Origin of the sequence: Rhizobium redzepovicii (assembly GCF_019793435.1) — a bacterium.
In the GTDB taxonomy this organism is placed as follows: Bacteria; Pseudomonadota; Alphaproteobacteria; order Rhizobiales; family Rhizobiaceae; genus Rhizobium; species Rhizobium redzepovicii.
Genome location: NZ_JAILYH010000016.1, coordinates 45,196 through 68,072, shown reverse-complemented (window position 1 = coordinate 68,072; position 22,877 = coordinate 45,196). Strand labels below are relative to the sequence as shown.

General features: G+C 61.2%; 30 protein-coding genes. 13 read left to right on the top strand and 17 right to left on the bottom strand.

The annotated features are described in order from the left end of the window. The first annotated feature begins 70 nt into the window (after window positions 1–70). Entirely contained in the window at window positions 71–1,072 is a 1,002-nt protein-coding gene (ftrA, locus tag K6N12_RS24150) for a transcriptional regulator FtrA (RefSeq protein WP_097629091.1), read from the top strand. A 127-nt stretch (window positions 1,073–1,199) separates the two neighbouring features. Here ftrA and K6N12_RS34195 read toward each other — a convergent pair whose 3' ends face one another. The 6 genes from K6N12_RS34195 to K6N12_RS24120 form a co-directional block, all read right to left on the bottom strand. Continuing rightward, window positions 1,200–1,286 carry an SEC-C metal-binding domain-containing protein gene (locus tag K6N12_RS34195; RefSeq protein WP_245426883.1) on the bottom strand — a complete coding sequence of 29 codons (87 nt, stop codon included), beginning with the start codon at window positions 1,284–1,286 and terminating at the stop codon, window positions 1,200–1,202. Between the two features lie 233 nt (window positions 1,287–1,519). After that, on the bottom strand, window positions 1,520–2,833 hold the full coding sequence (gene preA / locus K6N12_RS24140; RefSeq protein ID WP_097629090.1) for an NAD-dependent dihydropyrimidine dehydrogenase subunit PreA: 1,314 nt from the start codon (window positions 2,831–2,833) through the stop codon (window positions 1,520–1,522). A 15-nt stretch (window positions 2,834–2,848) separates the two neighbouring features. Further along, complete coding sequence (locus K6N12_RS24135; protein ID WP_097629089.1) at window positions 2,849–4,210, bottom strand: NAD(P)-dependent oxidoreductase; 1,362 nt, start codon at window positions 4,208–4,210, stop codon at window positions 2,849–2,851. A gap of 520 nt (window positions 4,211–4,730) precedes the next feature. After that, entirely contained in the window at window positions 4,731–5,726 is a 996-nt protein-coding gene (locus tag K6N12_RS24130; RefSeq protein ID WP_179867179.1) for a sensor histidine kinase, read from the bottom strand. A 191-nt stretch (window positions 5,727–5,917) separates the two neighbouring features. After that, complete coding sequence (locus K6N12_RS24125) at window positions 5,918–6,712, bottom strand: response regulator (RefSeq protein WP_003581798.1); 795 nt, start codon at window positions 6,710–6,712, stop codon at window positions 5,918–5,920. 24 nt (window positions 6,713–6,736) lie between these two features. Further along, window positions 6,737–6,979, bottom strand: coding sequence for a hypothetical protein (locus K6N12_RS24120; protein WP_131711332.1), 243 nt, complete (start codon window positions 6,977–6,979; stop codon window positions 6,737–6,739). Between K6N12_RS24120 and K6N12_RS24115 the strand changes: the two genes are divergently transcribed. Together K6N12_RS24115 and K6N12_RS24110 are read left to right on the top strand one after the other, a co-directional pair. After that, window positions 6,966–7,172 carry a NepR family anti-sigma factor gene (locus K6N12_RS24115; protein ID WP_097629193.1) on the top strand — a complete coding sequence of 69 codons (207 nt, stop codon included), beginning with the start codon at window positions 6,966–6,968 and terminating at the stop codon, window positions 7,170–7,172. The genes K6N12_RS24120 and K6N12_RS24115 overlap by 14 nt on opposite strands. Before the next feature lie 10 nt (window positions 7,173–7,182). Next, complete coding sequence (locus K6N12_RS24110; RefSeq protein WP_003565924.1) at window positions 7,183–7,740, top strand: RNA polymerase sigma factor; 558 nt, start codon at window positions 7,183–7,185, stop codon at window positions 7,738–7,740. 608 nt (window positions 7,741–8,348) lie between these two features. Here the strand turns inward: K6N12_RS24110 and K6N12_RS24105 are convergent. The 7 genes from K6N12_RS24105 to hemP form a co-directional block, all read right to left on the bottom strand. Beyond that, window positions 8,349–8,747 carry a hypothetical protein gene (locus K6N12_RS24105; RefSeq protein WP_097629088.1) on the bottom strand — a complete coding sequence of 133 codons (399 nt, stop codon included), beginning with the start codon at window positions 8,745–8,747 and terminating at the stop codon, window positions 8,349–8,351. A 9-nt stretch (window positions 8,748–8,756) separates the two neighbouring features. Further along, window positions 8,757–9,101 carry a DUF883 family protein gene (locus K6N12_RS24100; protein ID WP_003590628.1) on the bottom strand — a complete coding sequence of 115 codons (345 nt, stop codon included), beginning with the start codon at window positions 9,099–9,101 and terminating at the stop codon, window positions 8,757–8,759. 149 nt (window positions 9,102–9,250) lie between these two features. Next, window positions 9,251–10,045: a heme ABC transporter ATP-binding protein gene (locus tag K6N12_RS24095; protein WP_097629087.1), complete on the bottom strand. Its 795-nt coding sequence runs from the start codon at window positions 10,043–10,045 to the stop codon at window positions 9,251–9,253. A 20-nt stretch (window positions 10,046–10,065) separates the two neighbouring features. Then, the gene (locus tag K6N12_RS24090) at window positions 10,066–11,178 is read right to left on the bottom strand and encodes a FecCD family ABC transporter permease (protein WP_097629086.1); all 1,113 of its coding nucleotides are present in this window, start codon (window positions 11,176–11,178) and stop codon (window positions 10,066–10,068) included. Window positions 11,179–11,180: 2 nt separating this feature from the next. Continuing rightward, window positions 11,181–12,110: a heme/hemin ABC transporter substrate-binding protein gene (locus K6N12_RS24085; protein WP_097629085.1), complete on the bottom strand. Its 930-nt coding sequence runs from the start codon at window positions 12,108–12,110 to the stop codon at window positions 11,181–11,183. A 12-nt stretch (window positions 12,111–12,122) separates the two neighbouring features. After that, window positions 12,123–13,172 carry a hemin-degrading factor gene (locus K6N12_RS24080; RefSeq protein WP_097629084.1) on the bottom strand — a complete coding sequence of 350 codons (1,050 nt, stop codon included), beginning with the start codon at window positions 13,170–13,172 and terminating at the stop codon, window positions 12,123–12,125. Between the two features lie 19 nt (window positions 13,173–13,191). Then, complete coding sequence (hemP, locus tag K6N12_RS24075) at window positions 13,192–13,374, bottom strand: hemin uptake protein HemP (RefSeq protein WP_097629192.1); 183 nt, start codon at window positions 13,372–13,374, stop codon at window positions 13,192–13,194. 176 nt (window positions 13,375–13,550) lie between these two features. On the opposite strand from hemP, the gene K6N12_RS24070 reads away from it, so the two are divergent. The 5 genes from K6N12_RS24070 (at window position 13,551) to hmuQ (ending at window position 16,493) form a co-directional block, all read left to right on the top strand. Further along, window positions 13,551–13,976 carry a hypothetical protein gene (locus tag K6N12_RS24070; RefSeq protein ID WP_097629083.1) on the top strand — a complete coding sequence of 142 codons (426 nt, stop codon included), beginning with the start codon at window positions 13,551–13,553 and terminating at the stop codon, window positions 13,974–13,976. A gap of 57 nt (window positions 13,977–14,033) precedes the next feature. Further along, window positions 14,034–15,383, top strand: coding sequence for a cell envelope integrity protein TolA (tolA, locus tag K6N12_RS24065; protein WP_222148984.1), 1,350 nt, complete (start codon window positions 14,034–14,036; stop codon window positions 15,381–15,383). A 109-nt stretch (window positions 15,384–15,492) separates the two neighbouring features. Next, a complete protein-coding gene (locus tag K6N12_RS24060; RefSeq protein ID WP_003590644.1) occupies window positions 15,493–15,900 on the top strand; it encodes a DUF2325 domain-containing protein in 408 nt (135 codons plus the stop codon). Next, complete coding sequence (locus K6N12_RS24055; protein ID WP_097629081.1) at window positions 15,897–16,169, top strand: hypothetical protein; 273 nt, start codon at window positions 15,897–15,899, stop codon at window positions 16,167–16,169. Before K6N12_RS24060 ends, K6N12_RS24055 begins: the two co-directional genes overlap by 4 nt. Before the next feature lie 9 nt (window positions 16,170–16,178). Then, window positions 16,179–16,493 (top strand): heme-degrading protein HmuQ, encoded by a 315-nt coding sequence (gene hmuQ / locus K6N12_RS24050; protein ID WP_097629080.1) that lies wholly within the window; start codon window positions 16,179–16,181, stop codon window positions 16,491–16,493. Window positions 16,494–16,772: 279 nt separating this feature from the next. On the opposite strand, the gene K6N12_RS24045 is transcribed toward hmuQ, so the two are convergent. Together K6N12_RS24045 and K6N12_RS24040 are read right to left on the bottom strand one after the other, a co-directional pair. Further along, complete coding sequence (locus K6N12_RS24045; protein WP_097629191.1) at window positions 16,773–17,144, bottom strand: DUF423 domain-containing protein; 372 nt, start codon at window positions 17,142–17,144, stop codon at window positions 16,773–16,775. A 2-nt stretch (window positions 17,145–17,146) separates the two neighbouring features. Beyond that, window positions 17,147–17,536 carry a group II truncated hemoglobin gene (locus tag K6N12_RS24040; RefSeq protein ID WP_097629190.1) on the bottom strand — a complete coding sequence of 130 codons (390 nt, stop codon included), beginning with the start codon at window positions 17,534–17,536 and terminating at the stop codon, window positions 17,147–17,149. Between the two features lie 167 nt (window positions 17,537–17,703). Here K6N12_RS24040 and K6N12_RS24035 point away from each other — a divergent pair, with 167 nt between their 5' ends. From K6N12_RS24035 to K6N12_RS24015, 5 genes are all read left to right on the top strand, one after another. Next, complete coding sequence (locus K6N12_RS24035) at window positions 17,704–18,267, top strand: TetR/AcrR family transcriptional regulator (RefSeq protein WP_097629079.1); 564 nt, start codon at window positions 17,704–17,706, stop codon at window positions 18,265–18,267. 17 nt (window positions 18,268–18,284) lie between these two features. Then, window positions 18,285–18,626 carry a DMT family transporter gene (locus tag K6N12_RS24030; RefSeq protein WP_097629078.1) on the top strand — a complete coding sequence of 114 codons (342 nt, stop codon included), beginning with the start codon at window positions 18,285–18,287 and terminating at the stop codon, window positions 18,624–18,626. Window positions 18,627–18,817: 191 nt separating this feature from the next. After that, window positions 18,818–19,603: a ThuA domain-containing protein gene (locus tag K6N12_RS24025; protein WP_131711329.1), complete on the top strand. Its 786-nt coding sequence runs from the start codon at window positions 18,818–18,820 to the stop codon at window positions 19,601–19,603. Window positions 19,604–19,612: 9 nt separating this feature from the next. Next, the gene (locus tag K6N12_RS24020; RefSeq protein WP_097626338.1) at window positions 19,613–20,656 is read left to right on the top strand and encodes a Gfo/Idh/MocA family protein; all 1,044 of its coding nucleotides are present in this window, start codon (window positions 19,613–19,615) and stop codon (window positions 20,654–20,656) included. A gap of 41 nt (window positions 20,657–20,697) precedes the next feature. Then, complete coding sequence (locus K6N12_RS24015) at window positions 20,698–21,135, top strand: EamA family transporter (protein WP_097626340.1); 438 nt, start codon at window positions 20,698–20,700, stop codon at window positions 21,133–21,135. 104 nt (window positions 21,136–21,239) lie between these two features. On the opposite strand, the gene K6N12_RS24010 is transcribed toward K6N12_RS24015, so the two are convergent. Together K6N12_RS24010 and K6N12_RS24005 are read right to left on the bottom strand one after the other, a co-directional pair. Beyond that, window positions 21,240–21,635, bottom strand: coding sequence for a DUF1236 domain-containing protein (locus tag K6N12_RS24010; RefSeq protein WP_097626342.1), 396 nt, complete (start codon window positions 21,633–21,635; stop codon window positions 21,240–21,242). A 129-nt stretch (window positions 21,636–21,764) separates the two neighbouring features. After that, window positions 21,765–22,877: an ABC transporter permease gene (locus tag K6N12_RS24005; protein ID WP_097626344.1), complete on the bottom strand. Its 1,113-nt coding sequence runs from the start codon at window positions 22,875–22,877 to the stop codon at window positions 21,765–21,767.

Genomic DNA, 22,877 nt, shown 5'->3' with positions numbered 1-22,877 from the left:
GGTCTTTCCTTTCCATGTTGGAGTTGCCGCCTGGTATCGCCGATGCTAGAGCTTTGCGAAATTGGCCATCATGACCGACAGCGTAAAGATCATGCCAAACTTTTCACCACAGCAGACGACAGGACCGTTGGTCGCAGCCCTTGCCTATGACGGGCTCTGCACCTTCGAATTCGGCATCGCCTACGAGGTCTTCGGCCTGCCGCGCCCGGAGATGGGCGAAGGCTGGTATCGTTTTCTTGTCTGCGGCATCGAGCCCGGGCCGCTTCGCGCTGCAGGAGGGCTGACGGTCGGGGTCAACAATGGCCTGGAGGTGCTTGATGAGGCGGATCTGATCGTCGTGCCAGGCTGGCGGGCGATAGATGCGCCGGTGCCCGAGCCGCTCGCCGCAGCGCTGAGGGCAGCGCATCAGCGCGGCGCGCGCATCATGTCGCTCTGCTCCGGCATTGCGGTTCTGGCCGGATGCGGACTGCTTGCCAACCGCAAAGCGACGACGCATTGGCGCTACGTCGCTCCGATCGCCGCGCGTTATCCCGATATTGCGCTCGATGCCGGCGTTCTCTACATCGATGAAGGCAGCCTGCTGACGGCCGCGGGCAGTGCTGCCGGCATTGATCTCTGCCTGCATGTGGTGCGTGGCGATTTCGGCGCGGAGGCGGCAAACAGCGTCGCCCGCCGCCTTGTCGTGCCGCCGCACCGCGAAGGCGGACAGGCGCAGTTCATCAGCGCGCCGGTTCCTGAAGAGCGTGAGGGCATTCGCTTGGGACCGCTGATCGAATGGATGCGTGGAAATCTTTCTAAGGAGCAGCCGATCAGCCTGCTTGCGAAAAGAGCGGGCATGAGCATGCGCACCTTCCAGCGCCGGTTCGAGGCGACGACGGGTCTCAGTGTCGGCGAATGGCTGCTGAAGGAGCGGCTGCGCCATGCCCGTGACCTTCTCGAGAAAGAGCTTGCGGTGTCGCTCGACGACATCGCGATATCAAGCGGCTTCGGCACGCTGGCGACGATGCGGCATCATTTTCGCAAGCGGCTCGGGACGAGCCCGAGCGCTTACAGGCGGTCGTTCGGTCTTTGACCCACCTCACGCTTGCATTTCTGTCTCACTTCGCGACCTGAACGCGGCAATAGACGGCGCCCTTCGATGGAGGGCGCCGTCCACGTTCAATCGCGGTCTCTAAAAATAGTGATCCCTTTCGATGCCGTCAAAGCGGCCGGATCGTAGGCAGCAGTTCTTGAAGCCGCCTCCTGGAACCGCAGGGGCAGGGATCGTTGCGGCCGAGTTTTTCGATCAGTTCAACGTCGCCATGAATGATCTGCGAGCCGGTCTTGACCCGGGCTTCGGACGGGAAGGATTTACGTCGTTTCGACGTGACCTCAAAAGCTGAAGTCGGTGAGGTGTTTGCGAGCCATGGCTGCCTCCTCTGCGGTTACACGCTGCGATCGTGCAGCATGAACCCCCTAACTCTATTACCGGCTCCGGGCAACGCCGCGGAGTGGTTTTCTCCGCGGCGTGTCAGACCGATCACTCCGCCGCCTGGCGGGCCATCGGGTTGTTCGGGTGTGTCGTCCAGTTGGCGTAGTTCGGGTCGACAGTACGGCCGGTGCGTTTGTCGAGGGTGCCGGCGGCAAGCGGCTCCATGGTGATGCAGTTCTCGACCGGACAGACGTTGACGCAGAGATTGCAGCCGACGCATTCCTCCTCGATCACTTCGAAATGGCGCAGGCCGTTGACGACGTTGGTGATCGCCTGGTGGGAGGTGTCCTCGCAGGCGATGTGGCAGCGGCCGCATTTGATGCAGGCGTCCTGGTCGATCTTCGCCTTGGCGATATAGTTGAGGTTCAGATACTGCCAGTCGGTGACGTTAGGTACGGCGCGGCCGGTGATATCGTCGAGGCTGCGATGGCCTTTTTCGTCCATCCAGTCGGAAAGACCGGAAATCATCTCCTGCACGATCTTGAAACCGTAGGTCATCGCCGCGGTGCAGACCTGGACGTTGCCGGCGCCGAGAACGAGGAATTCGGCGGCGTCCCGCCAGGTGGTGATGCCGCCGATGCCGGAGATCGGCAGGCCGTAGGTTTCGGGATCGCGGGCGATCTCGGCCACCATGTTCAGCGCGATCGGCTTGACCGCCGGGCCGCAATAGCCGCCATGGCTGCCCTTGCCGCCTACTGTCGGGTTTGGGGCGAAGTTGTCGAGATCGACCGAGACGATCGAATTGATCGTGTTGATCAGCGAGACGGCATCGGTGCCGCCGGCCTTGGCGGCGCGGGCGGGGCGGCGGACATCGGTGATATTCGGCGTCAGCTTGGTGATGATGGGCATGCGGGTGTACTGCTTGCACCAGCGCACGACCATCTCGATATATTCCGGCACCTGGCCGACGGCGGAGCCCATGCCGCGCTCCGACATGCCGTGCGGACAGCCGAAATTGAGTTCGACGCCGTCGGCGCCGGTCTCTTCGACGAGCGGCAGGATCGATTTCCAGGCCTGTTCCTCGCAGGGCACCATGATCGAGGCGATCAGCGCCCGATCAGGCCAGTTCATCTTGACCTGTTTCATTTCCCTGAGATTGGTGTAGAGGTCGCGGTCGGTGATGAGCTCGATATTGTTGAGGCCCAGCAGGCGGCGGTCGGCGCCCCAGATCGCGCCGTAGCGCGGGCCGTTGACGTTGACGACGGGCGGGCCTTCCTCGCCGAGCGTCTTCCAGACCACACCGCCCCAGCCGGCCTTGAAGGCGCGCTCGACGTTATAAGCCTTGTCGGTCGGCGGCGCGGAGGCCAGCCAGAACGGGTTAGGCGACTTGATGCCGACGAAATTATTGCGGAGATCAGCCATTTTTCATTCTCCCCTTCAGGCAACCGCGACAGCCGGAGCGGCTGCTGCGGTGAGGGTGCGATGGATGGATTCAGCCGCGTCGCGGCCGTGAGCGACGGCGGAAACCGTGAGATCGTCGCCGCCGAAGACGCAGTCGCCGCCGGCCCAGACACCGTCGAGCGAGGTGTGGCCTTCGGCATCGACGGCGATGCGGCCGGATTCCATGCGCAGCGAACCGAGGCCGGAGGCATCAAAGCTCTGGCCGATCGCCTTGAAGATCTGGTCGGCGGCGATCACGCCGGTTTCGCCGGTGCCGATGAGGCGACCTTCGAGGATCCTGGTATATTCCACCTCGATGGCGGCGACCTTGCCGTCCTGCGAAAGGATCGATTTCGGCGCCAGCCAGTGGCGGATGATGACACCCTTGGAGCTTGCCAGATCCTGCTCATATTCCGACGCGTTCATGTGCTCCTTGCCACGGCGGTAACAGATCGTCACCTCCTCGGCGCCGAGCAGCTTGGCCTGGACGGCAGCGTCGATCGCCGTCATGCCGCCGCCGAGGACGACGACACGGCGACCGATGGCGATCTGGCTCTTGTCTTCGGCTTGGCGCAGTGCGGCGATGAAATCGACGGCGTCGTCGACGCCGGCGAGGTTCTCGCCGTCGATGCGCAGCGCATTAACGCCGGCAAGGCCGATGCCGAGGAAGACGGCGTCATATTGCGCCTGCAGATCGGCAAGCGAAAAATCGCGGCCGAGAAGGGCGCCGTGGCGAACCTCGATGCCGCCGATCGAAAGCACATAGTCGACTTCCGCCTGGGCGAAATCGTCGACCGTCTTATAGGTGGCGATGCCGTATTCATTGAGGCCGCCGGATTTTTCCCTGGCATCATAGATGACGACGGAATGGCCTTTCACGGCCAGTCGATGGGCGGCGGCAAGGCCGGCCGGTCCGGCGCCGACGACGGCGATCGTCTTGCCTGATGCTTCGGCCCTGGCGTAGAACTGCCTGCCGGCCTGCATGGCGGTATCGGTCGCATAACGCTGCAGGCGGCCGATCTCGACAGGGCGTTCTTCGGCCGTGTTGCGCACACAGGCCTGTTCGCACAGCTCTTCGGTGGGACAGACGCGGGCGCACATGCCGCCGAGGATGTTCTGGTCGAAGATCGTCTTGGCCGAGCCGATCGGATTGCCGGTCGAAATCTGGCGGATGAACAGCGGAATGTCGATCGAGGTGGGACAGGCCGTCATGCACGGCGCGTCATAACAGAAATAACAGCGGTCGGCGGCGACCAGCGCCTCGTGATTGTCGAGGCGCGGATGAAGATCGGAAAAATTAGCCTCATACTCGGCGGGCGAAAGCCGGCCGGCATGAATCCCAGTTTCCAGTCGTTCCATTGAAGTTCCCTCATTATTGGTAAACGGCCTGTGAGGGAAGCGTAACTCAGGTTTAAAAATTTATCAAACGGTAAAATTTTGACGGACTTGCCTTCGACGCATCGAGGCAAGTATCTGTTTTATCGCCTTAATTTATGCACGTGCCTATCGGTAAAATGATTGCGCGGGCGGCGGCAGAAGCACATCCGAAAAAAGATTCAAAAAAGTCGAATATTTTTGTCGGTGGAGGGAACCAATGTCGGAGGTCGTCGTTATTGCGATATCCGGATGGTGATCGCATCGACCCAACATGCGCGCCCCCAACCCACTATCCGGACGTACTCACGGTCCCCTCCCGGTGAGTGAAGACAGCCGGTGCGCCGCCCTCGCACCGGCTGTTTTTCCGTTCGGCAGTCCCGTTTCCTGGAGCATGTCGCGCAAAAGTGTGCAGCGGTTTTGCGGCAACGAGATGCGTAAAAACAAAGAGCTAAAGCGCGTCGCATGATCAAATTTGACGCGACGCGCTTTAGGCGTCAGGCTTTCACACGCGCTTGAAGATTTCGAATTCGGTTTCCGGAATAGTCAGACGATATTCGATGCGGCCGGGAACGAGATTGAGCTCCGCCTTGCCGTTGACCGACGAGGGCACGACACGCTCGAGCACGGTGCGGCCGAAGCTGTTGTCGCTGAATTCGTGGACTTCCGCCTGGTTCTGCAGCACCTCGGCCCAGGTGACTTCAATCGCCTTCCTGTCGCCGATCATGGCGTCGCGGCAATTCAAGGTGATCGAGGCGGCGCCACCGGATATCGCGCCATAGGAGGCGGAGTTAACGATGAGTTCGTGGAGGGCGAGCCCGAGATGCACGGCGGCATTCGGTGTCAGATGGGCATTGATGCCGTAGATCGGCATGGAGCCGGCCGTTTCCGGCCAGTAGGGAGCGAATTGCTTTTCGGCTAGTTCGAAGAGATAGGCACCGCGCCAGCTTGAATCGGTGATCAGATCCTGCGAGTTGGACAGCGATTGCAGCCGTCCGCGGAATTTGAGCAGGAAGCTGTCGAGGGAGAGCGTGTTGCGCGCCGTCTGCGTGGCGATGCCCTGGATGATGGCGAGAAGGTTCTTGGAGCGGTGCGAAAGTTCGCGCAACAGCGATTTCAGGACTTTTTCACGATGCCGGCTTTCGGTGACTTCCGCCATCACCGACAGAAGTCCATGGGTGCCGCGTTTGCCGGTGCGCTGGATCTTCAACTCATAGGTGCGCATTTCGCCGTCGACGTCGATTTCGACCTCGGCATTGTTGGGCATACCGGTTTCCAGCACCTTGTATTTCAGCGCCGTCAGATACCGGCCGTGCGCGTCGCCGAACAGGGCAGCATCACCGTCGCCGGGCGTGAAAAGTGCAGCGAAATGAGGCGGCAGATTTTCGGCATAGAAGATTGCCAGCCGGGCATCCTGGCAGAGGATTGAAATCCCGGCGCTGCCGAGCGCGCGCTCCATCATTGCGGCTTTGCCCTCGAAGGTAAAAGGCATGCCGGACAATGGTTCAGTCGTACTCACTCGGCCGCCTTTCCTTGTGACATCTTGAACGTTGCTGAAGGAAGCGCCCATAGAGACGCCGCCCGTCAACTTTAGAACAAAGCGCTGCAAAAACCGTTAAAGCAGCGGAGCGTCCCGGTAGCACCGGAACGTCTGCTTTGGCGATTTGGTTCCGAAGGCCGGAAAATTGCGTCTCAGGCGGCCACTCTGGTCGATTCGTTGAAGAAAAGAGCTTGGCTGATCAACGCCTTGACCATGTCTGGGTTGAACGGCTTGGTAACAAGGAAAGTCGGTTCCGGGCGCTCGCCGGTCAGAAGCCTTTCCGGGAAGGCGGTAATGAAGATCACCGGCACGCTCGAGGTCTTGAGAATGTCGTTGACGGCGTCGATGCCGGAGCTGCCGTCGGCCAGTTGGATGTCGGCCAGCACCATGCTCGGTTTGGTCTTGTTGTAGAGCGCCACTGCCTCGGCATGGGTGCGGGCAATGCCGGTGACGCGATGGCCGAGGCTTTCGACCATTTGCTCGATATCCATGGCGATCAGCGGTTCGTCCTCGATGATCATGATGTCGGTCGCGACCTGACGGGAAATCTCCTGCGAGGCCATGTCGAGCAGACGCATGACGTCCTGTTCGTCGAGTTCCAGGATTTCGCCGATCTCGGCGACGCGGAAATTCTCCACGGAGGCAAGCAGGAAGGCCTGTCTGGCGCCCGGCGAAACCTTGGATAGGTTCAGGGTGGCGCGCTGTTCCCAGGCATAGGGCGAAGTCGGCTCTGGAATCTGGACGGCGGTGGAACCAAACAATTGTGTAAACAGTTTGTAGAGTGCCACCCGGTCATTCGCCGTATCCGGGAAAATGGTGAGATCGGCGATGATAGCTTCGAGGACGGCGGCGACATAAGCGTCGCCCGAAGTCTGAGTGCCGGTAAGGGCGCGGGAATAGCGGCGCAGATAAGGCAGGTGCGGCGCAATTCGAGTGGAAAGTGTCATTAAGGGCTCCCGTATGCAGGCCGGTCATTGGCTCCAATGACCGATTAACGCCGCCTTGATAAAAAAGTTCCGGAACGGCAGGAACTTTTTTTGTCGCGCCGCATTATCAAGCCGACGAAGAAAGGGCGTAGCGTTTTGACCCATCCAGCAAAATATGCCAGCGACATCGACAAGCGAAGGCTCGGTGTCGATGGTTGAAATCGCGATCAGCCCCGTGCGCGCCCCAACAGACAACCGGCGAGAAGACGAATTGATGACGACACGCAAGAAAGATGCAGCCGATCAGCGCAAGCTGGAGCTGCGGGCAAGCGATATCCTGGACCCGAACAATCAGATCGGCGTCAGGCTACGGTCGCTCTATGCCTCCGCGCAGGAGGAGGCGATTCCCGATCGTTTCCTCGACCTTCTCGAAAAGCTTGACCATGCCGAAATGATGGCTTCTGCCAAGATGGCCGAATAGGATCATGCGCATGGAAGATAAAGCGCAACCCAGCTTCAAGCGGGAACTGCTGGCGGCCCTCCCAAGTCTCCGCGCCTTCGCCATTTCGCTGATCGGGCGGCATGATCGTGCCGATGATCTCGTCCAGGACACCATCATGAAGGCCTGGGCCAAGCAGGATCATTTCGAGATGGGCACCAATATGAAGGCTTGGCTCTTCACGATCCTGCGTAACGAACTCTATAGCCAGATGCGCAAGAGCGGCCGCGAGATCCAAGACAGCGACGGGCTGTTCACGGAATCCATGGCGATGCACCCCTCGCAATACGGCGCCCTCGATCTGCAGGACTTCAAGAAGGCGCTCGACCAGCTGCCGCCGGATCAGCGCGAGGCGATCATCCTCGTCGGTGCCTCGGGTTTTTCCTACGAGGAAGCGGCCGAAATCTGCGGCTGCGCCGTCGGCACCATCAAGAGCCGCGTCAACCGCGCCCGCCAGCGGCTGCAGGAATTGCTGCAGATTTCAGGCGAAGCCGATTTCGGCCCGGATGCTACCTCTGCACCGCTGACGTCGAAGGCGTTTGCGTTTTGAGCAAGCCGGTTGCCCTGTTAGGCTCCGGCTTTTCTGGCGTTGTCGGTTGCCGAGCAGAACGAGCATCTGCTTGGCCGACGCCATCAGGGCACTCCCTCTCCAACTAATTCCTGTGCTCGTCACAGGAATCCAGCGCGCCCAAGTCCTTGGGCGCGAAAGACTTTTTTCGGTGATCAATTCATTCACGGCGCGGACGCTCCGTGGCTGGATCCCTGTTACGAGCACAGGAATGAGGGAGGATGGGCTGACCGTCCTTGCCTATTTTTTCACTGGCGCACGAGGAGGAGTACCGGCGTTCATGAGCAGTTCTCCACGAACTGTTAAACCGCATACAACGTGGCATAGCCAATACCCACTCGAGATAAAACTCTCCCGAGGGGCTGGCAATCGGAGTGTAGAGCAGCTATCCGGCTCTGGCCTGCCCCAGACTCCTCCGGCTTGATGCTCAACGGCCGACGCATGAGTGGACTTCGCGCGCCGCTCCGGACAGCAGGAAACTGAAGGCTGGAGAGATGGGATGAACCGTTAAAGCATCCATCCCATACCAATTGAGTGGTCTTCTCCCTGGTTTTGGCAAAGGGGTCAGGGTGGACGCCTTGTCCCAGCCGTCAATCCTCCCGCTTCGTCCCCACCAGATTGGCCGCGACGATGGCCGCCAGTACGCCGGCGGTCAGGAGCGGCTGGGCGCGGATTAGGCCGAGGCCGACTGCTGCCATCGATTCCAGTGCGGCGCGGCGCTCGCGGGCGCGACGCTTTTCCCGGGTATTGATAACCGCCATCACCACTAGCGCAATGATGGCGATCAGCAGTGCGCAGGCGGCGAGAAAGAGAACCGCGCCTAACGCGCCGTAGATGCCGGCGAGCCAGATGGCGCCGGCGGTCACAGCCAGCGCATAGGCGGTGAGGAGAAAAAGCGCGGCGAGCGCGACGATGATGCTATTGCGCTTGGCGCGTGCAACGGTTCGGTGCACGCTTGCGCCCGTCACGAGACTGAGGATCGACAGCATTGCGCTTCCTCAGCGGCGGGCTAGGAAGGCGATGGCGAGGCCGAAAGCGGCTGCCGCACCGAGGGTTGCCAGCGGATGTTTGCGCACGGTGTCGCGCATTTCGGTCGTGCCGCGCTCATAGCCGTGCTGCAATTCGCGTAAGAGATCCTCGCTGCGGCTGAGCAGTTCCTCATAACCGGCGCCAGCCTGGCTGCGGATTTTCTCGCTCTGGTGACGTGAATTCTTGCCGACCAGGCGCGTCAGTTCCGCGAGTTCGTCGCGCAGCGCCTCGACCTGCTCCTCGATGCCGGATTCCAGATTGTGAAAGGTGCCGTTGCGGCGGCTGCGGCCGGACTGGAAGATAGAATAGCTCATGGCTGTCTCCATTGGCTGGGGCGCGCGCAAGCCCGCCTATTTCGCACTGGGGTCACCACCGTCCGTTGCATGAAAGATATCGCGCGGCATTGACCCAAATCACTGCCGAAAAACGTCCCGGGCGGGCAAAAGTTCCGCCGCGCGGGCGGTCAGCGCTGGGAAACGGCGCTGTGGGCGAGTATGAAGGGCGTGCCGTCGGCCGGCACCTGGTTGATTCGTAGCGCGCAGCCAAATACCGAGAGCATGTTCTCGTCCCTCAAAACGTCACCGATGCCGCCGGCAACGGCGAGGCGGCCGGATTTCATCAGCACGATGCGGTCGGCGAAGAGCGCTGTCAGGTTGAGATCATGCATGACGGCGATGACGCCGCCGCCGCGTTCGCAGAAATTGCGGGCAAGCGTCATGATCGTTAGCTGGTGGCTGATGTCGAGACTTGAGACCGGCTCGTCGAGCAGCAGCCAGCAAGGTTTGCCGTCGACGACAGGCTCGGCGATCTGGCAGAGCACGCGGGCAAGCTGAACGCGCTGCTGCTCGCCGCCGGATAGTTCTTGATAAAAACGGCCTTCGAAGCCGGTCAAGTCGACTGATGCAAGTGCGGCGGCTGCCGTCTGCTCGGCCTTGTCGGGATTGAGGTTGATGCCCGATGTGAGGCCCATGCGGACGATCTCGCGCACGGTGAAGGGAAAGGAGATGGTGCTTGCCTGCGGCAGCACACCGCGAATGGCGGCAAGCTGCCAGGGTTTCAGCTCCTTCACCTCGTCGCCGCCGATGCGCACCGAGCCACCATAGGTAAGCTCGCCCGATATGGCTTTCATCGTCGTCGTCTTGCCGGACCCGTTCGGCCCGGCGATCGCCGTCAGCTCGCCGGCCTTGGCCGTAAAAGTGACGTCGCTGATGATGGTCTTGCCGGAAAGGCGCACGGAGAGGCCGGACACTTCGATCATCTCGTCACTCACGACAGCGCTCACAGGGCAAGGCGCGAACGCTGCCTCAGCAGAATCCACAGGAAGAACGGCCCGCCGACTGCCGCGGTGATGATGCCGATCGGCAGCTCGGCCGGGGCGACCAAGGTGCGCGCCAGGACATCGGCGAAAATCAGCAGAGAGCCACCGAGCAGAGCTGCGGCCGGCAGCAGGAAACGATGGTCCGGGCCGATCGCCATACGCAGGATATGCGGCACGACGATGCCGACGAAACCGATGCCGCCGCTGGCGGCGACGGACGCACCGGTCGCTGCGGCGACGCCGACGACAGCGACATTCTTCAGCCGCTGCACCGGCACGCCCATATGAAAGGCGGCGGCCTCGCCGAGCGTGATGGCATTGAGGCCGCGAGCCATGAAGGGCAGGGCGGTGAAAGACAACAGGATGATCGGCACGGCGGCGGCGATCTTCGTCCATGTGGCGCCGGCCAGCGATCCCATGCTCCAGAATGTCAGGTCGCGCAGCTGCTGGTCGTTGGCCAGGTAGATCAGCAGGCCGGTGAGGGCGAGCGTGAGCGCGCCGAGCGCGATGCCGGCCAGCAGCATCGTCGCCACCGAGGTCTGGCCGTGACGTGTAGCGATCCTGTAGAGCAGCAGCGTCGTGAAGAGACCGCCGCCAAAGGCGGCCGCCGGCAGGGCATAGATGCCGAGAAGTGCCTGAAGCGGCGCTGCAAGGCTGCCGCCGAGCACGATCATGGTGACCGCACCGAGGCTTGCGCCTGAAGAGACGCCGACGAGGCCGGGATCGGCTAGCGGATTGCGGAACAGCCCCTGCATCACCGTGCCGGAAACGGCCAGCGAGGCGCCGATCAGGAAGCCGAGGATCGCTCTTGGCAGACGGATGTCGAAGATGATGATCCGGTCACGTGTGCTCAGTGCTGCCTCGGAACCGGCCATGTTGCCGACAACGTCGAGGATCGAGGCATCCGAGGCGCCCGTCGTTACCGAAAACAGCATCGAGAAGACCGAGCCGATAACGAGCAACACGATGACCAAAGAGGAGAGCCTCGTTCTGTCGCCCGCCTGCCGGTTTGCGCTGACCTCCGCCATCGGCAGTGGTCGCCTTTGTTCCATCATGGCTTGCGGCAGCGCCATGATCAGCCCCCGTAGATCGCCGCGTTGAGCTCACGCGCGGCGGCTGCGGTGCGCGGGCCGAAGCCGAGCAGGTAGATGCCGTCCATGCGGATGATCGCCTTCTTCTCGCCAGCCGGCGTCAACGCGATCGCCGGCTGAGCCAGCAAGTCCTCGTTCGTGGTGCCGGCGCCATCGCCGCGGTTCATCATCAGGATGATGTCGGGCTTGGCTTCGATGATCGCTTCGTCCGTCAGCGGCTTGTAACCTGGGAATGCGCCGATGGCGTTGATGGCGCCGGCGAGCTTGACGATGCCATCGGCCGCCGTGCCGGTGCCCGATGCCATGATCCGGCCGTTCTGGGCGCTGAGGATGAAGAGAACGCGCTTGCGTTCGGCCTCCGGGCGCTTTTCGGCCTCAGTGATCGCCGCATCGAGATCAGCCGCTACATTTTCCTCAAGCGTCTTCGCCTTTTCGGGCACGTTAAGCAGCGCGCCGACGCGATCGATCTTGGCGATGATGCCATCGCGGGTAAAAGGGCTCGGCACGGTCTCGAAGGGCACGCTGGCATTTTTCAGGACGGCCAGCGCCTCCTTCGGGCCTGACCCCTCGACGGCGATGATCGCCGTCGGGTTCATGGCAAGGATGCCTTCAGGCGAGAGCGCCCGCATGTAACCGACGTTGGGCAGCTTCAGCGCCGCCTCCGGATAGGTGCTCGTCGTGTCGCGGGCGATCAACCGGCTTTCCTCGCCGAGCGCATAGACGATCTCGGTGATATCGCCGCCGACGGAAACCAGGCGCGAGGTGTCGAGCTTCTTTTCCTCGGCGTGGGCGGGGCGGACGAAGGCGAGGCCTTTGAGCGCCGGTGCCGACGGGATCAGCGGCAGTGCCATGACGGCCGCCGTCAGGGCCAATTGCCAAGGGCGGATCCGGCGCAGATTGTTACGCATCGTCATCGTTGCAATCCTTTATGCGGCGACACTTGCTGCCCGCGGCAGGTTTTCCATGATCTCGCGCCACTCGGCGCGTTCGTCGGATCCTTCCTTCCGTTTGCCGAAGAACTGGATGATCATCTCGCCTTGCATATTGTAAGCCTCAAGCGAGGTGACGTGGCCGTCCTTGGTCGGCTTGCGCACCGCCCAAGTCTCGGCGATGTGATCCTGGCGCAGATGCAGATGGAAGGTCGGGTCCATGATATTGATCCATGGGCCCATGGCCTGAACGTTGAAGATCGGGCCGGAATGGATCTGGACGATGCCGTCATTGGCGACGAAGCACATGATCGGCAGGCCGGATTTCACCGAGGCATGCATCATCTCCGCGGTCGCGCTGTTATCGAGCTTCCAGGCATAGTCGTCGCCGACGCTGCGCACGGCCGCCTGGCGGCCGATCTTCAGGCGCTTCAACATGCCGAAGAACTCGTGCGTGTCAGTGAGCCTGCTCCAGTTGTCGCGCAGCTCGTCGCGGCTGACGTCGGCGGTTTCATCGACGGTCTCTGAGGTCTCGGCCTCGACGAAGTCCTGCGACTGGTCTTCCAGCTTCAACGCGGCGACCAGCGCGTGATAGGCCTCGACATTCGAATTGGGGCGCAGGTGCACCTTGTGCACGGCGTTGCCCGCCTTGTCGAAATATTGCAGGCTAAGGCGCAGCTGATCGCCATCCTTCTTCGATACGGCGAAGCCATGTTCCCAGCGGCTCGGGAAGATGCGCAGGTCGATATTCTCGCCGAGAACGATTGCGGCCTGTATGCCGCTTTTGATGTTTTCGAAGACGCCGATCTTTTCGTGCACGGCACTTTCGTTGCGCGACAGCGCCATCACTTCGCCGAGGCTCGCGACGCGTTCGAGAAATTTCAGCGCACTGCCATCGATGCGGGTGACGCTGATGCCGGTTTCGGCGGCGACGAGGGCCGCCTCGGAAATCTTCAGCTGGGCGGCGATATCGCGCTCGCGCATCTTCGGATTTTTGGCGCGAAACGCCCGGATTTCGGCTGGCGCCGGTCTTGTCTGTTCGGTCATGTCTTACCTACTATTGGCCTTACTTATTGAGAATGAGCTTGCCCTGACGGGTGATCTTCAGGCGATAGGTCACGCCCTCGTGTCTGATCATGATCTCGTTCGTGCCGCGGAAAAGATCTGCGCTTTCGAGGATCCGGTGCTGCGCCGCGGGCTCGCTCGGCAGCGGCACGTGCTTAAAGTTATCTGGCTTTTCAACCATCATTTCGGTTGGCAATTCCGTGAGGCCGGGGATCTGAGGCCCGGTTGCGATGACATTTATCTTGACTTTCTTACTCATAGTTTTTTAAAGACGCAATAGGATACTATTACGGTCAAGTTTTCGAAATTGCTGATAGGAGCTGCCTGCGGGCGGCTCGGGCCGATGACGGAGAAGGTTTTATGACAGGTAGGTTTGCGGCTGTTGCAGCCGGCATGGCGATGGCGATTTCAAGCGTATGTCAGGCGCAGGAGGCGGCACCGGCATCTTCCCTCGATGTCGAACTCAATGCGCTCGCGCCCTCGCAAAAGGGCTGCATGATGACCTTCGTGGCGCTGAATCAGTTGCCCGCCGCCATCAACAAGGTCTCCTTCGAGCTAGCCTTCTTCAACGACAAGAATGCCGTCGACCGCATCACCGTGCTCGATTTCCGCGATCTGCCGCAGGGCAAGAAGCGCGTGCGCCAGTTCGATATGCCGAATGTCAAATGCGAGAGCGTGACCCGCATCCTGATCAACGACACGCCAGTCTGCGACGGGCCGGCTGCGGGCGAATGCATGAAGGGTCTCGTCACCCGCTCGCAGATTTCGGTTCCCTTCGAGGGCTAAGATAACGCCGGGGATGATCTCCGGCGGACATGTTTCAGGCTGTCTAAGGCGTACACAATGGCGATTTCAGCGAAGTCCAGATCGAGACAGGTGCTCATCGGGGAGGCGGACGCCGATAGTAGCCTGAACGACAATATGCCCGGCATGCATCCTGGCCATGAGCTTTCCGAACTGCGCAATGCGCAGCTGCAGCCAGCCGGCGAAACGGTGATCCACTACACGCGTTTTGCGCAGATATCCTCCTTTCCCGACCATCCGGAAACCGCACCGGTCGCTCCGCTCTCCGCGCCGCCGATGGATGCGGCGGTGGAAAAGCAGGATGACGAGAAGAAGCCGGTGCGACGGCGGCTGACGCTGACCTGCATCTGCTCCCTGATCTTCCATGTAAGTTTGGTGGTCGCTCTTGCCTTGGTCATGCCGCAGCCACCGACCGAAGTGATTGAAGACGCCGGGGAGGCCGTCAGCGTCATCGTGTATGGCGACTCCGATGTCGATCAGACTTCGGCAGGTGATCCAGAGCTGGAATTGAAGCCAGATGAAATTGCCGCGGAGGAAGTCAAGCCGGAGACGGTTCAATCGACGACTGAGACTGACGAACTTCAGCCGACAGAGATGCAGCCCGAGCAGGCACAACCAGTTAAGATCGAGTCTGCAGAAGCGATTCAGCCTGCTCAAGAAGTAACGCGTGTTTCGCCTGAGTCAGCTGTGGCTGCGGAGCCGGAGATTCTTGTTTCTCAGAATCCCGCCGACACTTTCGTCGCTCAGCCCATGGCAACGGTGGTGCCGGAACAGCCGGTGCCCGATATCTTGCCGACTGCGGCACCAGAACAGACGGCGGTTGCGGTGCCGCCAACTGAAGTTCGACCAGAGGAAGTGAAGCCCGTCAAGACTGCCGAAGTTTCTCCCGAACCCGAAGAAAAGCCGGAGCCGAAACCCAAGAAGGTCGAAAAGCCGAAGCCGGATGAAAAAAAGCCGTCTCGGAAAAAGGTGGAGCCTACAGGTGGAAAAAACGGCACGGACCGGCGGGATTCGGATAGAGGCGTAACGACTGGTCAGGACGCGCCTGAATTTAATGGCATGTCAACGACATCAGGCAGAGGTGATGGCGTTGGAAGCGCCGCTGTAGCCAATTATCCTGGCAAAGTGCAGAAGCGTATTCGCCGCGCAGTTCGAGTGCCTGACGAATACAAGAGGATGGGCGAGGCGATTTCGGTGCGTCTCAGATTGACGATCGATGGAACCGGCAGGTTGTCGTCAGTCTCCGTCGCCGGCAGCTCGGGTATTCCAGATTTGGACAAGGCTGCTCTCGATGGTGTGCGCCGCGCCGCGCCGTTTCCGCCGTTGCCGCCTGAGTGGGGTAAGGCCAGTTGGAGCTTTATCCAGGAGGTTCAGGTCACCTCGCGATAAATATGATAAAAATAATCAACTTTATACTTTACTCCAAAAATCAAGTTTAATAAGGTCCACCCGCACACGCAGGAATCGTGTGACGATCAACGAGTGAACTGGGGGGTATATGGCTCGCAAGGGCAAGAAGGGATCGAACCGGGAGGTCCGCGACGTCGCGGGCGAGGGCGTTGCTCAGGCGTCCGCCGGGCGTTCCAAACTGGATGGCCGCAGTTTCCTCTATGTCGGCGGGCGTGATTGCCAGGTGGCGCATCTTCGCCAGATCGCCAGCAATTTTGGCGCCGAACTCCTTCATCATGACGGCGGCCTGCGCGAAGCGGTGTCCCGAATCGATACCGTGCTGCCTTCGGTCGACTGCGTCTTCTGCCCGATCGACTGTATCAGCCACGATGCCTGCCTGCGCGTGAAGACCGGCTGCAAAAAGTTCGGCAAGGCCTTTATCCCGCTGCGCAACGGCAGCAAGTCCAGCCTTGAGCGTGCGCTGCAGACGATGAACGAGCGAGACAATTCCCGATGAGCGATCAGCGTCCCGACGGCTTCACCATGATCGGCCTGCACAAGCTTGCCGCGCAGACGGGCGAGGGCCTCGTGCCCGAGCTCCACGAACTTTTCCGGCAGCATGCCGAACGCCAGGAGATCTACCAGAATGTGGCGCTGTTCCCGACCTGGGAAGCGCGCATGCCCGGAGAAGCGGCGACGAGGCCGCTTGGCCCGGCGGCGGCACACGGCGATAATGTTGTCGCCTTTCCCTCGTATGCGGCAAGGGCCGGCAAGAGGAAGGCGTAAGGAGATCGCATGTATATCGCAATGAACCGCTTCAAGGTCACAGCCGGGAACGAAGGTGATTTCGAGACAGTCTGGCGCAATCGCGATTCCAGCCTGGCCAAGGTACCCGGTTTCGTCGAATTCCGCCTGCTGCGCGGCAAGGCCAGCGAAGAGGAGGGCTATACGCTCTATTCCTCGCACACGGTCTGGACGAGCGAAGCGGATTTCCAGAACTGGACGAAGTCCGAGAATTTTCGCGCGGCGCACCGCAATGCCGGCGACCGCAAGGCCATGTACAAGGGCCCGCCTGTTTTCGAAGGTTTCAACGTCGTCGAGGGCATATAACGGGGTTCGAGCGATTTTGCAGGGGGAAGGCGAGGCATTCCTCACCCTCCCTCATTCCTGTGCTTGTCACAGGAATCCAGCCACGACGCGTCCGCGCCGTGAATGATATAGGACCTGAATTGGGTCTCCCGCGCCCAAAGACTTGGGCGCACTGGATTCCTGTGACAAGCACAGGAATCAGGGAGGAGAGGTAGGGCTTCCCGACAGCCGCCAAATTTGCGGATGGCTACTCTGATGTGGCCCATCCTCAGAACCGGGAAGTCAAGCTTCCCAACTTCCTCAACGCCGTTCGCGCAAGACGGCGCCGGCGGCAACGGCCAGCCACCCCAGCATCATCGCCCAGCCACCGGTCGGGGCGGCATAGGAGAAGAGGCCGGCGCCGGTGAAACGCAGGGTCATGAGGTCGCCGGCAAAGAGCAGCGTTCCGACAATCATGAGCAAACCGGCCAGCCAGGCGGTTTTGAGCTTGGCGGTGCCAAGAGCCAATGCCAGCAGCGCAGGAGCATGCGCGAGGCACATGGCGGATGCGGATGCCGCCAGGTTGGCTTCGCCGCCGCCATGGGCGGCAAGTGCAGCAAGAGCCACGCCGGCGACGCCGAACAGGCCGGCAAAAAGATAGAGCACTGGCTCCAGGCGCGCATTCAGGCTCATGGTCATTCCTTGTTCTGCATGTGATAGGCGAGCCGCTCCACCGGCGCCCAGATGAGGTCGCGCAGCGCCTGGCTTGATATCGTCTCGTCGAGAGCGCGGCGGAAGCAAAGCAGCCACTCGTCGCGCTCGACGGGGCCGATCTCGGCGACGAAATGGCGACTGCGCAGGCGTGGATGGCCGCGCTTGTCGGTATAGAGCGGCGGGCCGCCGAGATAGCCGCTCATATATTCGTAGAATTTCTCTTCGCTGCCGTGAAGGCTCGGCGGGTGCACGGCGCGGACGTTGCCTGCCTCCGGCAGCTTGTCCATCAGTTCGTAGAAACGGTGCGTCAGCGCCCGCACCACGGGATCGCCGCCGATCGCTTCATATAGGGTGGTGACCTTCTCCGTCACGAAACCATCCCAAATGTCATTCCCCACACAATCTCTTTCATGCACCGGGGGTAAAATGATCGCAACTGTCATCAAGCTGCCGCGGCATTTTGCACATAATGCCTATAGCACAGGGGTTTCGACCGATTCTCCTTGACAAAACCGTCCGGACGGTATCTTTTAATCGCATGTCGAACGCTCACCATCGCAAGAAGCAACCCGTCCTTGTGCGCCAGCAGTTGCTGGATGTCGCGGCGCGCCTTGCTGCCAGCGAAGGCATGGCCGCCGTCACGCTCGATGCGGTGTCCGCCGCCTCCAGCGTCAGCAAGGGCGGGCTGCTGCATCACTTCCCGACGAAGAATGCGCTGCTTGATGCCCTGTTCGAGAGCCTGCTTGAAAAGTTCGACGCCGATATAGAGGAACTGATGCGCGGCGATCCGCTGCCGCAGGGCCGCTTCACCCGCGCCTATGTGAGGGCCGTATCCGGTCTCAGGGATCGTCCCGAGGATTCCAGGAGTTGGACGCAGGTGACGATCGCGCTTCTTGCCGAACCCCGGCTACGCCTTCGCTGGCGCCGATGGGTGCAGGCGCGGGCGGAGGAATATGTGGGCACCGATTCTTCCCTCGACGCACAGCTCGTGCGTTTCGCCGCCGATGGGCTGTGGTTTGCGGATACGCTGGAAAGCCATGATATCGACGGCGTTCTGAGACGGGATCTCATCGATCGCCTTATCGAACTGACCGGGAAATAATCCGAAGGAATTTCGCCATGAGCCAAACCGCCGTCTACGGGCTGTTGTTTGCTGCCATCGTGCTCGAGGTCATCGGCACGACCGCGCTGCAGCTGTCGCAGCAGTTTACCCGAATCGGGCCGACGGCGCTCGTCGTCGCCTGTTATGCGGCCGCCTTCTATTGCCTGTCGCTGACGCTGAAAAGCATCCCCGTCGGCATCGCCTATGCGATTTGGAGCGCTTTGGGAATCGTGCTGATTTCCTCGGTCGGTCTGGTATTCTTCAAGCAGCGTCTTGATCTGCCGGCGATCGTCGGGCTTGGACTGATCATTTCAGGGGTGGTCGTCGTCAATCTCTTTTCCAAATCCGTTTCCCATTGATATTGCTGTGATATTGCGTGCAGCATTACCAGAATCCCACCGATAAATTTTCCCCTTTGTCAAATTCCTGACAAAGGTCTATGTGTTGCTGAGACGTGGAGGAGACGAGGCGCAGCCAGCGCTGTTTTCCAAAGCGCTTTGAATCCCGCCTTCCCGCCTATCGATACTTCCAGTTTCTGCAGGAGCACATCATGGCCATTCGCACCGTCGTCTGGGGAGAGAATATCCACGAGACTACCAATGCAATCGTCCGGGGGATCTATCCCGAGGGCATGCACACGACGATCGCCAATGCGCTGAACACCGATCCCGGCATTTCGGCGACGACGGCGACGCTGCAGGAGCCGGAACACGGGTTGAGTGAAGCCCGGCTTGCCGAAACCGACGTGCTGACCTGGTGGGGCCATAAGGATCACGGCGCTGTCTCCGATGTCGTCGTCGAGCGCGTCGCCAAGCGCGTCTGGGAAGGCATGGGCCTGCTTGTGCTGCATTCGGGCCATTTCTCGAAAATCTTCAAACGGCTGATGGGCACGCCCTGCGCGCTGAAATGGCGCGAGGCGGGCGAGCGTGAGCGGCTGTGGACGATCAATCCGCGCCATCCGATCGCCGCCGGCATCGGCGAGCATTTCGAGCTCGAGAACGAGGAGATGTATGGCGAGCAGTTCTCGGTGCCGGAGCCGCTCGAAACGGTGTTCATTTCCTGGTTCCAGGGCGGCGAAGTGTTCCGCTCCGGCCTGACCTGGCGGCGCGGCGCCGGCAACATCTTCTACTTCCGGCCCGGCCACGAGACCTATCCGACCTATCACGACGCCACCATCCAGAAGGTGCTGATCAACGGCGTCAAATGGGCGTACAACCCGCAAGGGTCGTTGACTGGAATTACCGACGCCCCAAATGTGCCGGTAGAAAGGGCCCTGGAGCCGATCGTCGAACGCGGCCCGAAACTGCATCAGGCCGGCGAAGCCGGTTACCGCTGAGGAGCATCCATGCGACTACTCGTTCTTGGCACCGGAGTGATGGCGAAAAACCAGCTTGCCCGCTTCTCTCTCATCGACGGCGTGACGGTGGTCGGCGCCGTCGACACCGATCCCGAACGGCTTTCCGCCTTCGCCGACAAGTTCAATATCGAAAAACGGTTTCTTTCACTGGACGAGGCGATCGCCTGGGGTGAATTCGATGCGGCGACGAATGTCACGCCCGACCGGATCCACCACCCGACGACCATGGCGCTGATTGCTGCCGGCAAACATGTATTCTGCGAAAAGCCGCTGGCGGAGAACTATGCGAAGGCGCTGGAGATGACGGAGGCGGCGGAAAAGGCCGGCGTCATCAACATGGTGAACCTGACCTATCGCAATGTCGCGCCGTTGCAGCGCGCCCGCGAGATGGTGCTATCAGGCGAGCTCGGCACGATCAGGCATGTGGAAGCCTCCTATCTGCAGAGCTGGCTCGTGTCGCGTGCCTGGGGCGATTGGCGCACGGAATCGACCTGGCTGTGGCGGCTTTCCACCGGCCACGGCTCGAACGGCGTGCTTGGCGATGTCGGCATCCATATCCTCGATTTCGCCGCCTATGGCGCAGCGACCGACATCGACCACGTCTTTGCACGATTGAAGACCTTCAATAAGGCGCCGGGCGGACAGATCGGCGAATATATGCTGGATGCCAATGACAGCTTCACCATGTCGGTCGATTTCGCCAATGGTGCACTCGGCGTCATCCACGCCAGCCGCTGGGCGACAGGTCATCTGAACGAGCTGAAGTTGCGCATCTACGGCGAAAAAGGCAGCCTTGAGGTCATCCACCGCCCCAGCGGTTCGGAACTGCATGGCTGCCTTGGGGAGGGTGTCGAAACCGCCACCTGGACGCAGATCGAGGTTGAACCGGTGGCGACCAACTACGAGCGTTTTGCCGAGGCCGTGGCAACCGGTGTCCAGCCGGACCCGAACTTCCGCCACGCCGCCAACCTGCAGAAGGTGCTGGATCTCGCCATGGTGACCGAGCGCGAGCGGCGCGAGCTGAAGGTCTGATTTGCCTTAGGATGAGGTGCAACGGGGCAAGGACAAGCGGGATGAAAAGCCTTCTGACAAGCTGGCCGCTTTGGGCGCTTCTTTCCGCGGGGTTTGCAGCGCTCACGGCGATTTTCGCCAAGGTCGGCGTCGAGAACGTCAATTCCGACTTCGCGACCTTCATTCGCACCATCGTTATCCTGCTGGCGGCGGGAATGATGGTCTCCATCACTGGCAACTGGCAGGAACCGTCTTCGGTGTCGAGCAGGAGCTGGCTCTTCCTGGTGCTCTCCGGCCTTGCCACCGGCGCATCCTGGATTTGCTATTTCCGGGCTCTGAAGCTCGGGGATGCTGCGCGGGTCGCCCCGATCGACAAGCTATCCGTCGTCTTCGTGGCCGTCTTCGCGGTGCTCTTCCTGGGTGAACGCCTGACGCTTCCCAACTGGCTCGGCGTTATCATGATCGCCGGCGGCGCCGTGCTCGTCGCTTACAGGGCATGAACCGGCGACAAGCATTAATGCGTTTCCGCAATCTCACGAAAAAGGGCCCCGCCGAGGCGGGGCCGGAAGTTGCCGAGCCGCAGCAGGCGGCTTCGGTTGCTTGATTATTCTATCACCTGAACCACACGGTGGGTGCGCGGCTCGACGATCACATGGCGATCATTGATGACGGTGTAGGCATATTTCGGATTGTCGGGCACCGGCGTCACGACGACATCAGCCGGAAGCGGCTTGCCGACGACGATGGGCTCCTGGACCACCACCGAGGCGGTCGGGGCAGGCTGCTGCTGGACATAGGTGACGACCTCGCGCGGCGGCGGATCGACAACGGCACCGGCGACACCGCCGGCCACGCCGCCAATGGCAGCACCCACGGGGCCACCGACGATCGCGCCGGTGATGGCGCCGCCGGCTGCACCGGTCACGGCGCCATCAGCGAACGCATTGGTGGCAAAAGACGACAGCGCAAGGGCGCTGGAGACAAGTAGGATCTTGTACATTTTGCTTCTCCTTTGCTGGGGTTGCGTTTGGGTAACGACCACGCCAATCCGAGGTTCCGGCAGGAGAATCACGCTTTGGCAGGCCGGTTCACATTCTGTGAGGCGACCGAAGCATGTGGCGGTATTGGATTATTCCAGGCGCCGGCGGAAGAGCCAGGCGGCAGCGCTGAGTGTGACGCCGGCGATCAGCGCCAGCGGGATCGTCTGGTTCACAACCTCGCTCAGGGGGATATCCTTGAGGAAAACGCCTTTGACGATCACCAGGAAATAACGCAGCGGGTTGATCAGCGTCACCGGCTGCAGCCATGCCGGCATGTTCTCGATCGGCGTCGCGAAACCCGAGAGCAGCATGGCCGGGACCATGAACAGGAAGGCGCCGAGGATCGCCTGCTGCTGCGTCATCGACAGCGCCGAAATGAAGAGGCCGAGGCCGGCGACCGAGCCGAGATAGAAAACCGCGCTGCCGTAAAGCAGGAATAGCGAACCGCGGAGCGGCACCTCGAACAGGAAGACGGCGGCCAGGATATAGACGGTGATGTGGAAGAGGCCGATCATCATCGGCGGGATCAGCTTGCCGATCAGGATTTCGTGCAGGCGCAGCGGCGAGACCATCAACTGGTCGAATGTGCCGAGCTCGCGCTCGCGGGCGATCGACAAGGCCGTGACGATCAGGCCAATCAAGAGCGCGATGCTGGCGATCAGGTTCGGCACCATGAACCATTGGTAGGTGAGGTTCGGGTTGAACCAGTTGCGCGGCACCGACGAGACAATGCCGGCGCCGGCGCGTCTGCCTGCCGGTGTTTCGGCGGCAAGGGCGCCGCCGATCTGCGAGAGGTAGCCGGCGACGATCTGTGAGGCATTGGAACGGCGACCGTCGAGCACCACCTGCAGATCAACAGGCGTTCCCGCCTCGATATTGCGCGAAAAGTCCGGGCCGATCTCGATTGCCGCGATGGCCGTCTGGTTATCGATCGCCATCCTGATATCCGCCTGGCTTCCCGCCATCGCGATCCGGCGGAAGGTCGGCGAGCCGTCGATACGCTCGATCAGCTCCTGGCCCCAGTGACCGCTGTCGCGGTTGAGGATCATCACGTCGACATTGCGCACTTCGAGTGTGGCGGCATAGGAGAAGACCAGAAGCTGGACGATCGGTGGGCCGATCAGGATGGCGCGGCCCTTGGGGTCGCGCAGCACGGCGAGCAGCTCCTTGATGATGAGGGCGTAGAGCCTTGTCCATCCCAT